General features: G+C 41.2%; 15 protein-coding genes. 9 read left to right on the top strand and 6 right to left on the bottom strand.

What is annotated here, in order from left to right; translation table 11 throughout:
* The first annotated feature begins 6 nt into the window (after positions 1-6).
* Positions 7-2142: a 3-hydroxyacyl-CoA dehydrogenase NAD-binding domain-containing protein gene (locus AC0T5Z_RS03130; protein ID WP_435337158.1), complete on the top strand. Its 2136-nt coding sequence runs from the start codon at positions 7-9 to the stop codon at positions 2140-2142.
* Between the two features lie 161 nt (positions 2143-2303).
* A complete protein-coding gene (locus tag AC0T5Z_RS03125; protein WP_435337159.1) occupies positions 2304-2639 on the top strand; it encodes a hypothetical protein in 336 nt (111 codons plus the stop codon).
* A gap of 37 nt (positions 2640-2676) precedes the next feature.
* On the opposite strand, the gene AC0T5Z_RS03120 is transcribed toward AC0T5Z_RS03125, so the two are convergent.
* The 4 genes from AC0T5Z_RS03120 to AC0T5Z_RS03105 form a co-directional block, all read right to left on the bottom strand.
* Positions 2677-3024, bottom strand: coding sequence for an exonuclease/endonuclease/phosphatase family protein (locus tag AC0T5Z_RS03120; RefSeq protein ID WP_435337160.1), 348 nt, complete (start codon positions 3022-3024; stop codon positions 2677-2679).
* 174 nt (positions 3025-3198) lie between these two features.
* Positions 3199-3393, bottom strand: a complete 195-nt coding sequence (locus AC0T5Z_RS03115; protein WP_291341184.1) for an exonuclease/endonuclease/phosphatase family protein — start codon at positions 3391-3393, stop codon at positions 3199-3201.
* A 5-nt stretch (positions 3394-3398) separates the two neighbouring features.
* Positions 3399-3827 (bottom strand): GNAT family N-acetyltransferase, encoded by a 429-nt coding sequence (locus AC0T5Z_RS03110; protein ID WP_291341182.1) that lies wholly within the window; start codon positions 3825-3827, stop codon positions 3399-3401.
* Between the two features lie 23 nt (positions 3828-3850).
* Entirely contained in the window at positions 3851-5071 is a 1221-nt protein-coding gene (locus AC0T5Z_RS03105) for a class I SAM-dependent methyltransferase (protein ID WP_435337161.1), read from the bottom strand.
* A gap of 107 nt (positions 5072-5178) precedes the next feature.
* Between AC0T5Z_RS03105 and trhA the strand changes: the two genes are divergently transcribed.
* Positions 5179-5826, top strand: coding sequence for a PAQR family membrane homeostasis protein TrhA (gene trhA, locus AC0T5Z_RS03100; RefSeq protein WP_291341178.1), 648 nt, complete (start codon positions 5179-5181; stop codon positions 5824-5826).
* A 188-nt stretch (positions 5827-6014) separates the two neighbouring features.
* On the top strand, positions 6015-7328 hold the full coding sequence (locus AC0T5Z_RS03095; RefSeq protein WP_291341176.1) for an MFS transporter: 1314 nt from the start codon (positions 6015-6017) through the stop codon (positions 7326-7328).
* A gap of 66 nt (positions 7329-7394) precedes the next feature.
* Here the strand turns inward: AC0T5Z_RS03095 and AC0T5Z_RS03090 are convergent, their stop codons facing one another.
* Entirely contained in the window at positions 7395-8405 is a 1011-nt protein-coding gene (locus tag AC0T5Z_RS03090) for a metallophosphoesterase (protein ID WP_291341174.1), read from the bottom strand.
* 176 nt (positions 8406-8581) lie between these two features.
* Here AC0T5Z_RS03090 and AC0T5Z_RS03085 point away from each other — a divergent pair, with 176 nt between their 5' ends.
* The gene (locus AC0T5Z_RS03085) at positions 8582-10192 is read left to right on the top strand and encodes a phospholipase D family protein (protein WP_291341173.1); all 1611 of its coding nucleotides are present in this window, start codon (positions 8582-8584) and stop codon (positions 10190-10192) included.
* Positions 10193-10289: 97 nt separating this feature from the next.
* On the opposite strand, the gene AC0T5Z_RS03080 is transcribed toward AC0T5Z_RS03085, so the two are convergent.
* Positions 10290-11108: a lysophospholipid acyltransferase family protein gene (locus AC0T5Z_RS03080; protein WP_070153822.1), complete on the bottom strand. Its 819-nt coding sequence runs from the start codon at positions 11106-11108 to the stop codon at positions 10290-10292.
* 442 nt (positions 11109-11550) lie between these two features.
* Between AC0T5Z_RS03080 and hflX the strand changes: the two genes are divergently transcribed.
* The 4 genes from hflX to AC0T5Z_RS03060 all read left to right on the top strand — a co-directional run bounded on the left by hflX (position 11551) and on the right by AC0T5Z_RS03060 (position 14515).
* Positions 11551-12891, top strand: a complete 1341-nt coding sequence (gene hflX / locus AC0T5Z_RS03075) for a ribosome rescue GTPase HflX (protein ID WP_291341169.1) — start codon at positions 11551-11553, stop codon at positions 12889-12891.
* Between the two features lie 34 nt (positions 12892-12925).
* Positions 12926-13297 carry a hypothetical protein gene (locus tag AC0T5Z_RS03070; protein ID WP_291341166.1) on the top strand — a complete coding sequence of 124 codons (372 nt, stop codon included), beginning with the start codon at positions 12926-12928 and terminating at the stop codon, positions 13295-13297.
* A 10-nt stretch (positions 13298-13307) separates the two neighbouring features.
* On the top strand, positions 13308-13982 hold the full coding sequence (locus tag AC0T5Z_RS03065; protein ID WP_291341165.1) for an LrgB family protein: 675 nt from the start codon (positions 13308-13310) through the stop codon (positions 13980-13982).
* Positions 13983-14068: 86 nt separating this feature from the next.
* A complete protein-coding gene (locus AC0T5Z_RS03060; RefSeq protein WP_291341164.1) occupies positions 14069-14515 on the top strand; it encodes a DUF2147 domain-containing protein in 447 nt (148 codons plus the stop codon).
* The last annotated feature ends 160 nt before the right edge of the window (positions 14516-14675 follow it).

The following is a 14675-nucleotide window of genomic DNA, read 5'->3' as shown; positions in this document are numbered from 1 at the left end:
TATAAAATGAGCGCCATTCACTATCAAAAAAATGCCGATAACATTGTAATTCTAACCTTTGACTCGCCAAATCAATCTGCCAACACCATGAATGCTGACTTTAGAGATGCATTAGCGCAAGTGGTGCAAAAGTTACAAGCAGACGAACAGGTGGCGGGGATTATTTTTGCCTCTGCAAAAAAAACTTTTTTTGCAGGCGGTGACTTAGATGAGTTAATTCAAGTACAGCCTGAACATGCCAGCTCATTTTTTCAGATGATTGAACAGCTAAAAGCACAGCTGCGTTATATTGAAACTCGTGGCATTCCTGTAGTAGCTACCTTAAATGGGACGGCACTTGGTGGCGGATGGGAACTTGCGCTGTGCTGTCATCATCGTATTGCGATTCGTGATGCAAAAACCAAGTTTGGTTTACCCGAAGTAACGCTAGGCTTATTGCCTGGTGGTGGGGGTATTGTACGGATGGTAAGGTTATTGGGTTTGCAAACTGCCCTACCGCTGTTGATGGAAGGTAAACAGTTGAATGTGGAAAAAGCACAACGTTTAGGTTTAATACATGATCTTGCTGAAAATGAAGCAGAATTACTTAGCAAAGCCCAAGACTGGATTCTTGCTCACCCGCAATCACAACAAGTATTTGATGTCAAAGGCTATAAAATCCCTGGGGGATCACCATCCACGCCTGCTGTCGCACAAATGCTTTCGATTGCTCCTGCCATGCTACGCGACAAAACCAAAGGCTGTTACCCTGCGCCAGAAGCAATTTTGAGCGCAGCAGTAGAAGGTGCGCAGGTTGATGTCGATACAGCCTTACGCATTGAATCCCGCTATTTTACCCAGCTCGCAACAGGTCAAATTTCTAAAAATATGATTGGCACCTTTTGGCATGGGCTGAATGCGATTAAATCGGGCTCTAGCCGTCCGCAAGGCATTGCAACGAATCAAACCCAAAAAGTTGGCATTTTAGGTGCAGGCATGATGGGTGCAGGTATTGCTTATGCCACAGCAAGCAAAGGGATTACGGTTGTTCTTAAAGATGTATCCATCGAACACGCTGAAAAAGGCAAAGCTTACAGTCAAAAAATACTAGATAAACAAGTATCGCAAGGTCGTATAAGTGCAGAGCGAGCAGCACAAGTCTTAGCCAATATTCATCCAACTGCACAGGCTGCCGATTTACAAGGCTGTGATTTGATTATTGAGGCGGTATTTGAAAATCCTCAACTCAAGGCGCAAGTCACACAAGAAGCCGAAGTTTTTCTGGCAGAACAAGGTGTGATGGCATCCAATACCTCAACTTTGCCAATAAGCGGGCTTGCCCAAGCTGCGCAAGATCAACAGCGTTTTATTGGACTGCATTTCTTTAGTCCTGTCGATAAAATGCCGTTGGTCGAAATCATTAAAGGAAAAAATACCTCTGCCGATACTTTGGCAAAAGCTTATGATTTTGTGCAATACATTGGTAAAACACCGATTGTGGTCAATGACAGCCGCGGCTTTTTTACCAGTCGGGTGTTTGGCACTTTTGTACAGGAAGGCTTGCGCATACTAGCAGAAGGCGTACATCCTGCCAAAATTGAAATGGCTGCTTTAAAAGCAGGCATGCCTGTTGGCCCACTTGCCATTCAGGATGAAGTATCTTTAACCTTATCTGAACACGTAGCACAAGAAGCGCGCAAGGCGTTACAAGCCGAAGGGAAAGACCGACCAATGTCGAGTGCAGATGAAGTCATTCAAACCATGATTCATCAATTCTCGCGTAAAGGCAAAGCTGCTGGTGCAGGCTTTTATGACTATCCTGAACAGGGTAAAAAACAGCTTTGGTCGGGGTTAAGCCACTGGTATCAAAATACCGAAATCGCTGAACAAGAGATGATTGACCGTTTCTTATTTGTGCAAGCACTGGACAGCTTACGATGCTTGGAAGAAGGTGTTTTAGAATCTGTCATTGATGCCAATGTGGGTTCAATTTTTGGCATTGGTTTTCCTGCATGGACAGGCGGTGCTTTGCAGTTTCTAAATCAATATGGTTTAACACAGGCTTTAGCACGGGCACAGCAACTTGCAGCAGAATATGGCGAGCGCTTTACCCCACCTAAAATCTTGCAAGACCGTGTTGCCGCAGGTGCAGCAAGTATTTAAATCTAACTTTTAATTTAAAGAGGGATACATCATCCCTCTTTTTATTTGCTTAAAATTATAATAAATATCCCTGCATGAATAGAATTTAATCCGTTTTTTATGGATTTTATGTTATAAAGTTACATAATTTTAAGATTTAGATTCAAATTGGGTAGAAGCACATGACCGAACGCCTTACTCCTGAAAAATCACCTTGGGGTTGGAAAGCACTCTTTATTTTCTGTATTTTGGGTGGTATTTTCATGTTTATTTTCTGGTTAGCGGTTACAAATGAACCTGACTACATGCCTAGCCAGCAACAAAAGCAAAATACCCAACAACATGCGTTTAAAAATGCACCAGCCATGTCACAAGAAGCGATTGCAAAGGCACAAGCTGACCGTGAAGCTCGAGAAGTATTAAAAGCTGCACCTACAGCAGACGCACATGCTATGACTGAAACTGAACATGCTGCTATGCCTGAAAGCCATGAGCAAGCACCTGCACATGGGCACTAATTAAATACCATTTGAAAATAGACTCTACTCTTAGGGTCTATTTTTCAAACTTGGATGCTAGATCAAAATATAGTGGTAAATGATCACTCAAACTTAGCAAAGGTGGCTGATCTCCCACCTGCATGCTAGCTTGATCTATTTTCCAAAATTGCTCAGAAGCAAACATATAATCAATATGATATGCCTTCGCTAAATTTCGCTGTAAAAAGAATGTTGCTTGACTTTCCTGCCCTTGTTTCTCATTAGAAATGTGATGGTAAAGACTCTTTATTTTTAGATCATTAAATATACGTATGACATCGGAGTGATTCCACCACCGATCCCAAACATCCCACTGTGAGTTGCTGTTAAAATCTCCACCAATAATGAGCGGAATATTTTGCATTTTTAGTTGATGTAACTGTAAATATTTCCAAATTTGACCAATATATGCAAAAGTTGGAGAGTTTGCATGTTTTGCCCATACAGCAAGGAGCGTAAAGGATTGATTAACTTGAATAGGTAAAAATAGTTCTAGTTTGTTGTCTTGCCAATCTAATACTTCTAGTGATAAAACATCTTATGTAAAAATACCTATGCCTTTATTCTTATTATTTCCTTTCCAAACAAAATTAGAAAAATATTGTCGATAAATTTTCTTTGCTTGTTCCGTATGCTCACATTCCTGAATAATATAAATATCGGCATCAAATTGAAGAATAGGCTCAATTTTATTTCTAAAAGCACCATTACAATTCCATGTCACAATCTTCATTGTATTCAACTTTCAAACACTAAACGCATGTCTACATGCGCAATACCACAATCTAAATACGATTCACCCTCCACCTGAAAACCCAAGCTTTGATAAAACGGAATCGCGTGTTCCTGCGCAGACAACTTGACCCACGGACGTTGCTGCTGCTTTGCCATCTGAATAATATGCTGCATTAGAACACGTCCCACACCTAAACCACGCTGTGACTTCAGTACCGCGACCCGCCCAATACTGTGATTTTCCAATAAGCGTGCTGTTGCAATCGCCTGCTTTCCTATATAAACCACAAAATGCAGGGCAACTGCATCTTGTGCATCCCACTCATCTTCAGGCGCAATTCGCTGTTCCAGAATAAAGACTTGCTCACGAATAGATTTAGCCTCTGCGGCAAACTGCGCCCAAGTGCCCGATTGAATTTCATAATCTTGCATCTTTTTATCCTGTTCCATCTTGCTTAGCACTTAGAACCAATGCCCTGCTGATCCCACTGATCATTCAACAATAACTCCAAAGAGTGTTTTTGAATACCGTACATGGTTTTTAAATCACGAATTTGCGCCAAAACGGTCTGATCAGGTTCACTCCAATTTTGACGTTTGGTTGCCAAAATCATTTTGTTTTTACTGGTGTGTTCTAAAGCGACAAACTCAAAAACTTTGGTGTCATAACCATAGGCTTTGAGCAATAAAGCGCGGATGGTATCGGTTAACATTTCCGCCTGCTGTCCTGCATGAATGCCAAATTGTAGCATCGGTTGCAACACGCTTGGGCTTTGTAATTGCGGACGTAACTCTTTATGACAACACGGCGCGCACATAATCATTTGTGCATTCAGGCGAATACCCGTATGAATTGCAAAATCAGTGGCGACATCACAGGCATGCAAAGCAATCATCACATCTAAATGTTCAGGCTGATAGGTGCGTACATCGCCCTGAAAAAAGTCTAACTGCTGAAAGTCTGAAGCACTGGCCACCGACTGACAAAACTCAACCATTTTCGGGTTCAGTTCCACCCCAGTCACAAAAGGAAGAAATTGCTGCTTTTGCAAATAGTCATATAACGCAAAAGTTAAATAGCCTTTGCCTGAGCCAAAATCCACCACGCGTAACGTATTTTCCGAACTTTTGATTTGCGCCAAAGCCCCCGAAAAAATTTCAATGAATTTATTAATCTGTTTCCATTTACGCGCCATGCTCGGAATAATTTGCGCTTTGGCATCGCTAATACCCAAGTGTTGTAAAAATGGGCTGGAGTGATCAACATAACGCTGCTTTTCTCGGTCATGTCCTTGCGGTTCTTTCGATTTCGCGCTAGTCGGTACAGTTTTACTGATGCTGAGCATGGCTTTCTTCTTGTTCTTTTTTAGCTGAATTTCCTGATCATTCGTAAATAGATTGGCCTGTTTACAATCTGCCAATAAGTGACTCAATTGCATCTGCGCTTCTGCCAAAGGATAGTTTTTGGTGATATCCTGCGTTTTATGGCGATACAAACAATTTAAAACGGCATCTTGATTCAGCTGAATCACCCGCAAAGTGATTTTTTCTAAGTGTTCTAGTTCACCTTTATATTGACTCAGCACCACACGATCAAGCTTTTGTGTATCAATGGCTTGCTGAAAAGCCTCTAAGAATTGTTGTTCCTGCACAGAGGGAGAAGCCAAAGTCGACATAATAAAAACCTGGAAAAATTACAATTCAAGTTTAATTGTTATTACCCTAAAAGCAAAATTGAATTACGATACAGTTGTATAATTAAAGAAGTTAAAGCAGATTCGCCATGAAATTAAACGCCCCTTTAGTGTCTGATTATGACCTGCAAGAAGAACGGATTAACTATCTGAGTCATGGCGTTGGTGCGGTTTTGGCATTTATTGCAGGTATTCTTTTAATCATTAAAGGTGCGTATTTAAGCACAGGGCAATGGCTAGGTTTGTGGGCCTATGCATTAAGCATGGTACTGCTTTTTTCTGCTTCAATGCTGTACCACATGGCAACGGCAGCAGACCGTCGTTATTTTTATAAAAAGCTAGATCACACCGCAATTTATTATTTAATAGCAGGTACTTATACCCCGTTTCTATCCATCGCGATTCCTACGCAAAAAGCACAATATTTGTTAATTGCCTTATGGATAATTGCCTTGATTGGCACCCTCTTTAAACTGGTATTCATCAACCGTTTTCATAAAATTTCGTTAATTGCCTACTTGGTGATGGGTTGGTTAGCCGTTCTGGTCATAGACGATATGCAATCCTATTTAAGCAGCCAAGCCCTGACCTTTTTGCTGATTGGCGGGATTGCCTACACCGTGGGTGCATTGTTTTATGCCTTAAAACGCGTAAGATATACCCACGCAATTTGGCATGTATTTGTCCTCATTGGTGCAGGCGCACACTTTCTGGCAATTTATCTGTATGTGATTTAATCATGCTGAATCTCGTTCATGCCTTACACATGAAACGGTTAGACTTTGACGATATTCATGGATATAGTTTTGTGACCAACTTCTTGTCCAAAAAAGCATAACCACAAGAAGTATTGACTATTTTTCTGCCCGTGCAGTCTGTGCCAAATTGCACTTTCATTTAAAATTCACTTTACATAAGGTCCTGTATGGCATCTTCATCTACTGCTGCCGCTGAACAGCCGACTCAAAATTCTAAATTTCGAGTACTGACTGCAAGCTTGGTCGGTACCACCATCGAGTTTTTTGACTTTTATATCTACGCCACTGCGGCAGTCATTATTTTTCCGTATCTGTTCTTTCCGACCAGTACTGACCCAATGACGGCAACCATTCAGTCACTGGCCACCTTTGCAATTGCCTTTATCGCCCGTCCTATTGGTGCAGCCCTGTTTGGACATTTGGGAGATCGGATTGGGCGCAAAGCCACTTTGGTCGCGGCATTATTGACCATGGGGATTTCTACAGTCTGTATTGGTTTACTGCCAACGTATGCACAAATTGGCATTGTCGCACCCATATTATTGGCACTGTGTCGTTTAGGACAAGGTTTAGGCTTAGGCGGCGAATGGTCAGGTGCGGTACTGTTAGCCACAGAAAATGCCCCTGAAGGTAAACGTGCTTGGTATGGCATGTTCCCACAATTGGGCGCACCGATTGGTTTTATTCTTGCCACAGGTTCATTCCTCATTTTAGGTGCGCTGATGTCTGAGCAGGACTTTATGACATGGGGCTGGCGCATCCCGTTTATTTCCAGTGCCTTATTGGTGATTGTCGGTTTATGGATTCGCTTAAAACTGCATGAAACCCCGGCCTTTCAAAAAGTGTTGAATAAGCAAAAAGAAGTCAATGTGCCATTTATTCAAGTCTTTAAAAAACACGCTAAAATGTTAGTGCTAGGTACAATTGCTGCAATTTGTACCTTTGTGGTGTTTTATCTGACCACGGTATTTGCCTTGCAATGGGGCACCAAACAACTGGGCTATTCACGTGAAGAGTTTTTAAAACTTCAACTTTTAGCCACATTGTGTTTTGCCGCTTTTATTCCCCTCTCAGCCGTTTTAGCCGAAAAATTTGGACGTAAAACCACGTCTATTGCGGTGTGTATCATCTCTGCAATTTTTGGCTTATTCTTTGCAGATATGCTTGCTTCAGGCAGCACGTGGATTGTTTTTATGTTCCTGTGTATTGGCTTGGCGATTATGGGGCTTACTTACGGGCCAATTGGTACAGTCTTGTCTGAAATTTTTCCAACATCTGTACGCTATACAGGCTCGGCACTTACATTTAACTTGGCGGGTATTTTTGGCGCATCGTTTGCCCCACTGATTGCTACCAAACTCGCCACCACTTATGGCTTGGCTGCAGTTGGCTATTATTTAAGTGCCGCATCCATCTTGTCTTTAATCGCATTCTTAATGATTCGAGAAACCAAGCATGATGATGTGAATAACCAAATTTAAGCGTAAATATTGCATCAAAAAAACCAGCCGAGGCTGGTTTTTTCAAATGAATGATAATCACAATACTTACAATAATTCAATCATATCAATCGTGGGTGGCACACCAAAACGAAAAGGAACACCCACCATTCCTGTGCCCACAGTCACAAACACGTCGGCATGATCATGGCGATATAAGCCTTTTTTATGCCCTAAAATGGATACTTTTTTCATCACATAATCGGTCAACCATGGCAGCTCAACCTGCCCACCATGAGTATGTCCTGCCAACATCAACGGGCGTGTTGGCAATTTTGGCACCATATCGACTGTATCGGGGTTGTGTGATAACAACACCCACGGCTTGTCCTGAGGTAAATCAGGCATATAGCGCATATCGGTTTTACCTGCCCATAAATCGCCAATACCGAGCAAACGAAACTCATCAAATTCGACAATTCTGCCTTCAATATCAATTACATTATTTTGTTCTAAAGCCGTTTTTAACAGCTCCTGAATGGGCGGGCCTGGATACTGTTCATCATGATTGCCATTTACCGAATATACAGGCGCACAAATTTCTTTTAAAACTGTCAATTCTTCGACCAATTTATTTTCAGGCTCATAAGTCCAGTCGCCTGCCACAACCACAATATCAGGGTTTTGCAAATTGAGTTTCTTCACAATTTGCTTTAATTGACGCTCATGTCCAGAAAATAAACCAATATGTAAATCTGCAATTAAAGCAATTTTGACGGGCTTGGATAAACGGCGATCTGGATGAATTTGATATTGAGTAGTTTTAACTTGAATCAAATGCGGCTCAATAAAACGTGCATAACTCAACACTGCGCTGACTAAAAATACAAAAATTGCTTCGTGGATGGAATAATAGCCCTGAACACCCGCATAAACACTAAAAAAAACTAAAGGCGGCAACAGGTAAGACAAATAAAATGCCAGTAAATGCACAAAGGCCTTAAACGGGTGAATGGTTTCTGTATTGGCCTGACTGCGCCATGCTTGCGAAACTGCCCACAACGCCAAAATCGCCATACCAATATAGAAATACAACACGACTGAATCGTTATTCCACATATTTATTCTCTATTACTTCACACTTCTGCCATTCAATGCTGCGCTAAACCCAAATGTCCCATTTAGCCCCTGCACGTCATATATCTGTATTGTCATATTTATCTTTTCATAGCTGACAATTATACTCAAACCCTATTTTTAACTTATTTGCTCCCCGTGCTAAAAAGGAATTTAATTTGGCAAATCGCAGCTCATCCGCCCCATTTCAAAATATTCGGCACAACCTTTTATGGCTGAGTTGCGCCTTCGTTTTGACACTCTCAGGCTGTAGCACGCTGCCCAAACAGATTGAACATCCGATTCAAATGGCGTTTGAAACCCCAACCGATCAAACCAGTTTGGCTAAAATCGTACTGCCGCTCCGCGAAAAATATCCGCAGCTTACGGGTTATCATGTCCTATATGATCCGCTCGAAGCCCTAGCAGCACGTATCTATCTGATTAATAAAGCAGAAAAATCTTTAGATTTACAATATTATATTTGGGATAACGATAAAATTGGCGCGCTTGCGCTACATGCCATTATTCGTGCGGCTGATCGTGGCGTGAAAGTCCGCTTATTGGTAGATGATAACAATGCCAAAAAAATGGAAGGCATTTATCTCGCGCTCGATCAACATGTCAATATCGACATCAAACTATATAATCCATATCGCTTTCGACATTATCGTGCCATGGACATGATTTTGGATTTGAAACGTATTAATCGTCGTATGCACAACAAAAGCTTTATTGCCGATAACCAAATTTCTCTGATTGGTGGGCGCAATATGAGCAATCAATACTATAACGTCAGCGACAATTATCAATTTTCTGATGTCGATGTGATGTTAGTCGGCTCAGCTTCGGATGAAATCATTCACTCTTTTGATGAATACTGGAATGATGACTATGCTTATTCAGTCAAGCAACTGGTCAATCCACGACATTACACCTTGCGTTATGAAAGCTTAAAACAGCAATTAGAACAGCACGATCAAGAAGCCACCGTACAAAATTATTTAGATTTGGTGACTCGTTCTAAAGCGATTGAACAGTGGATGACGCATAGTATTAAGTTCGATTGGGTCAGTGCTGAAGTGGTCAAAGATGCGCCGAGTAAAATTAAAGACCGCGCCTCAAAAGAGGAACATCTCAACTTTCAACTGCTGACGCATTTAGAAAAGCCAAGTAGTAGTGTCGATATTATTTCTGCTTATTTTGTCCCTGAACAATCAGGGGCAGAAAAACTAAAAAACTTAGCGAATGATGGCATCCAGGTACGCGTACTGACCAACTCCTTTAAAGCCAACGATGTCCCAGTAGTACATGCTTTTTATGCAAAATATCGGGAAGATTTATTGGCAAATAACGTGCAGCTCTATGAGTTTTTGGCACAACCTGAAATGGAAAACCTAAATACACATACGCAAGAAATTTCCAAAAAAGCCAAAGTCAGTATGAAAGGTTTAAGCCGTTCTAGTTTACATGCCAAGCTCATGGCGCTGGATGAAAAACAGGTGTTTATTGGTTCATTTAATTTTGATCCGCGCTCGGCATATTTAAACACTGAAATTGGAGTAATTTTAAATAGTCCGCCATTGGCTCGTGCAGTTCACCAGACCATGGATGTCAATTTGTCTAAATATGCTTATAAACTGGTTTTGGATGCGCAGCAAAACATTCAATGGCACATGAAAAATCCACAAGGTGAAACTCAAATTCTGAAAAAAGAACCAGGGATGAGATGGTATCAACGTGCAGCTATGAAAATTACTTCATGGCTGCCAATCGAAGGTTTTATGTAGTAACGAAATATTTAAGCTGTTGGATGATGACCATTTTTTTAGAGCAACATGATTTGCTTAGGCTATGTTTAGCAAATAAAACACGCCTAAGCTTGTTTTATGATGTCAGCGTTTGTGGTTTTAATACCTGACGATGCAATTCAGCCAAACCTTCTGTCATGCGTTCCTGTACCACAGCAGTTAAAGATTCAATATCGTGCCCTTCAACCGCAATTGCAGGCAAAGCCATTAAATGCGCTGTCACTTTCGGCATTTCCAAAACATCTTTCACATGATCAACAAAAGTCATGTCATTAATAAACGGCGCAACGGTATCTAACTCACCTTGCTGATTCACATAGCAAATCAGACAAATTTGCACAGGTCGTTTCGCTTCAATCGCCGCCCCTAAAATACGACCATGCACTTTTTTAATTTTGCTTCCATCTGACGTAGTCGCTTCAGGAAAAAACAATACGGGAATATCTTGTTTTAGAAATTGCGTGATTTGTTCACGAATTTTGACTGAATCGCCAGAGCCACGCTTAATAAATAGCGTCCCACCGCCTTTGGCTAACTTACCCAATAACGGCCATTTTTCAATTTCAGCTTTGGCCAGAAAAAATACCCGCGCACTAGAACCCAATACTGCCACATCTAACCATGAAATATGATTACTGACCCATAGTGCGGGGTCATGCGGAATTTCACCATGAATTTGCACTTCAATATTAAAAACTTTGCACAATTGACGGCAAAAATATTGTACATAGCGCGTATTATTCGGGTTGTTGGTGTCTTTATACAATTGATGACGATAGACCAAATAAAACCCTTCACCAATCGCGCCAGCCGTTGCCAGAACTTTTTTACTATACAAAGCAAGCTTTGCCAAACCATGAATTGGAGATGTGTGAGTTTCAACAGCTGGGTTCATAGGGTCATCACTAATTGTTAAACGCAAAACAACGTATAAAGGTCTAAATTTTGCTCATTCTATACTGTTCAATCTGAACTTGCATTGATAATAACTTGCATTGATAAGAAAAACCGAAACCCGCATGCAAACATGCGACTTTTCGAAAATTAGCGCTCTTTCAGAAATCAAAAAATAATCATGAGAAATAAGTTAAGTGGATATTAAAAGTCCTTTCTTCCTGTGGGAGATGGTAAAGATGAAGGGCTGAATTATGGATTTAAAGCGGTCTTTAAGAATTCTAATCTGAATAAACAAATTCTATATTTGGATCATCCTCACATTTGAGTTTATACACACTGAAATGGCAATAAATCAAGGTGCAGGAAAACTCCAATCATCTAATTCCCTGCACAGGCATTTTTTCTACTAGAATAAAGCTTTAGCATGGAGATTGCGCTGAGTGGAAAATTTTGTGCCACATCAAAATGGCGAGCGTGTTGTACTGGTCAGTGTCGCTGTCCAAATTTTAGAAGACCTCGATGCCGAAGAGTTTCAGCTCTTGGCGGAATCTGCAGGTGCAGAAGTTTTACAACACGTCCACACTCAACGTAGCAAACCCGATGCCAAACTCTTTATTGGCTCAGGCAAAGCCGATGAAATTGCTACATTGGTCAAAGAACACGCAGCCAATTTGGTCATTTTTGATCATGCGCTCAGTCCTGCACAGGCACGTAATTTAGAAAAAGTGATGCAATGCCGCGTGGTGGATCGTACCGAACTTATTTTAGATATTTTTGCTCAACGCGCCCGCACTTACGAAGGTAAATTACAAGTCGAATTGGCACAATTACAGCATTTATCTTCACGTTTGGTGCGTAGTCGTAGCAACTTAGACAGTCAAAAAGGTGGTATTGGCTTACGTGGCCCTGGGGAAACCTTGCTGGAAACCGACCGACGCTTATTGCGTATTCGCATGGGACAACTCAAAACCAAACTCGATAAAGTTCGTCAAACGCGTGCGCAAGGTCGTGTGGCACGACAAAAAGCCGCCATTCCTACCGTTTCATTAGTCGGTTATACCAACGCTGGTAAATCGACCTTATTTAACATTCTGGCGCAAAGCAATGTTTATGCTGCAGACCAACTGTTTGCTACGCTTGACCCCACTTTGCGGCGTTTAGAATGGGATGGTATTGGACGTCTGGTATTGGCAGATACAGTCGGCTTTGTAAGAAACCTGTCCCACGCTTTGGTTGAATCATTTAAAGCAACTTTGGAAGAAACTTTAGAAGCCAGTTTATTGCTGCATGTGATTGATTCAAGCAGCCCAGATGTGTTGGAACAAATTGAAGCAGTCGAAGGTGTGCTGAAAGAAATTGGTGCAGATGTACCCATTTTGCGGGTTTACAATAAAATTGATGTTTCAGGCGAAACAGCCAAAATTATCTATGACAAACCACATCAACCCGACCGTGTCTATGTGTCAGCACATTCAGGGCAAGGTTTAGACTTGTTAAAGCAAGCCGTACATGAATGTTTAATGGGACAAATTCAAAAGTTTGATCTAAAATTACAACCTGCTTATGGCAAACTGCGCAATCAACTGTATGCGCTCAATGTCATTCAGGCAGAACATTACGATGATGATGGTCAATTACATCTACAAGTCAGAATGGCACCACATAAACTGGAACAACTGATCAAACAGGCGCATTTACCAATAGACGAAATTTTAGGTGCGCAGGCAGAACAATTTAAACGTCTACTTAAAGCATTTGAAATTGATGATCAAATCGGTTAAAACGTGATAAGTAAAATTTTAACGAAAGATCAAAATGAGCAGGATAAAACATATCGATTGGCCAGCATGGATCGGCACACTCCTTTTGATTATTGTGTTTCGTGAAGCCTCTGTGTGGATCATGACTCAATTTAATCACCCAGAATTAGGCAATTTAGTCGGTTTGCTCAGTCTGCTAGCAGTATTATTTACATGGCGCAAACTCAGTAAAATTCCCGCTCGTCTAGTCGACACCAATAACAAAATTATGAAAGAAAGTGCCTTTGCCTTTTTACCCATCAGTGCGGGTTCATTAATTATGCTCACGCACATGGGCAAACAAATTCCAATCTTCTTGATTGTATTGTGCATCAGTACACTAATCCCACTTTGGCTGTATGCCAAAATGGCAAAACGCTGGCTTTAGGAGATTAAAAATGCTGTCTATTCTATATGGTTTTTTAATCACCCTTGTTGCGTATTTATTGGCAAAACCTTGTAACCAAAAAGTCCCGCAAATCCCCGTCATTGTCTTTGGCATGTGTTTTGTGTTGCTACTGTTGTATTTTTTCGGGATTCCATACGAAACTTACGTCGCACAAACTAATCCTTTGTTTAATCAATTATTGGGTTATGTGACAGTTGCACTCGCCATTCCTCTAGCAGCGATGCGTTATGATGATTTACCCCTCAAAGCAATTTTAGGTATTTTGCTCTTTGCCAGTTTTAGTGCTGTGGCACTACCAATGGGGCTTGCTTATGCGCTACACATGTCCAATGCCGATATTATGGCATTTGCCACCCGTGCAGTGACCACGCCGATTGCGATTAATATCGCAACCTTATTAGAAGCACCGATTCAATTGGTAATATTAATTGTAATTTTATCGGGTGTCGTTGGTGCTGCTCTGTCACCGCTTATTTTAAAACATATCAATGATGAACGTGCATCTGGCTTAGCACTTGGCTTAGCTGCACATGCCATCGGTACTGCCCAAGCGTGGCAACGAGGTAGTGTTGCAGGACGCTATGCTGCCTTTGGAATGGCAGTCAACGCGGTGTTTACCGCAGTTTGGCTGCCAACATTTATACTGTATTTGCAAAGAATGTGACTGAGCAATCACTTTTTCACATTGTGACAATTTCACTTTCTATTTATTATGAAATATCCAGTTTGCGAAATGAAGGAACATTGAACATGGTCAAGATGAAACTCACCGTTGCTTTAATCTGCTCAGCGTTAGGTAGTTTTGCGCTGGCCCAAGATATTACAGGAACTTGGAAAAACATTGACGATAAGACGGGTTCATCTAAAGCAATTTTAGAAATTCGTCAGGAAGCCAATGGCACCTATACAGCTAAAATTGTCAAAGTTACCCCTCGTCCTGGCTATACTCCTAAAGATACCTGTATCAACTGTCCTGCACCTTATACTAACCAACCTATTTTAGGCATGGATGTACTCAAAGGCTTAAAACATACAGGTGGCACGAACTACTCTGGTGGAAAAATCATTGACCCATTAAGCGGTAATATTTACAGCACCAAAGCCAAATTAAGCAGCAACGGTAAGCGTTTGACCATGCGCGGTTATGTCGGTGTATCGGCCTTAGGACGCAGCCAAACTTGGATTAAAAGCGAATAATAAATCACTTCTGTTTTCACATAAATTGCCACACGTTCGTGGCATTTTTTTTTGGTTTTCCTACATCTTAGTTGCAACTTTAAGATTCATTACCTCTCAAATCGCTTGACTCCTTCCACAACTCGCTTTATATCTTGAATTAACCTCAGTGATAACTTTC

The sequence above is a fragment of the Acinetobacter pengchengensis genome, from assembly GCF_982235305.1.
The sequence above is the reverse complement of the archived record's forward strand: the minus strand, read 5'-3'. Positions and strand labels throughout refer to the sequence as shown.

Excerpts from the sequence above, each read along its gene's own strand:
- AC0T5Z_RS03095 (WP_291341176.1), top strand. The coding sequence starts at position 6,015 with ATGGCATCTTCATCTACTGCTGCCGCTGAACAGCCGACTCAAAATTCT.
- trhA (WP_291341178.1), top strand. The coding sequence starts at position 5,179 with ATGAAATTAAACGCCCCTTTAGTGTCTGATTATGACCTGCAAGAAGAA.
- AC0T5Z_RS03120 (WP_435337160.1), bottom strand. The coding sequence starts at position 3,024 with ATGCAAAATATTCCGCTCATTATTGGTGGAGATTTTAACAGCAACTCA.
- AC0T5Z_RS03070 (WP_291341166.1), top strand. The coding sequence starts at position 12,926 with ATGAGCAGGATAAAACATATCGATTGGCCAGCATGGATCGGCACACTC.
- AC0T5Z_RS03125 (WP_435337159.1), top strand. The coding sequence starts at position 2,304 with ATGACCGAACGCCTTACTCCTGAAAAATCACCTTGGGGTTGGAAAGCA.
- AC0T5Z_RS03090 (WP_291341174.1), bottom strand. The coding sequence starts at position 8,405 with ATGTGGAATAACGATTCAGTCGTGTTGTATTTCTATATTGGTATGGCG.
- AC0T5Z_RS03080 (WP_070153822.1), bottom strand. The coding sequence starts at position 11,108 with ATGAACCCAGCTGTTGAAACTCACACATCTCCAATTCATGGTTTGGCA.
- AC0T5Z_RS03130 (WP_435337158.1), top strand. The coding sequence starts at position 7 with ATGAGCGCCATTCACTATCAAAAAAATGCCGATAACATTGTAATTCTA.
- AC0T5Z_RS03110 (WP_291341182.1), bottom strand. The coding sequence starts at position 3,827 with ATGCAAGATTATGAAATTCAATCGGGCACTTGGGCGCAGTTTGCCGCA.
- AC0T5Z_RS03115 (WP_291341184.1), bottom strand. The coding sequence starts at position 3,393 with ATGAAGATTGTGACATGGAATTGTAATGGTGCTTTTAGAAATAAAATT.
- AC0T5Z_RS03065 (WP_291341165.1), top strand. The coding sequence starts at position 13,308 with ATGCTGTCTATTCTATATGGTTTTTTAATCACCCTTGTTGCGTATTTA.
- AC0T5Z_RS03060 (WP_291341164.1), top strand. The coding sequence starts at position 14,069 with ATGGTCAAGATGAAACTCACCGTTGCTTTAATCTGCTCAGCGTTAGGT.
- AC0T5Z_RS03105 (WP_435337161.1), bottom strand. The coding sequence starts at position 5,071 with ATGTCGACTTTGGCTTCTCCCTCTGTGCAGGAACAACAATTCTTAGAG.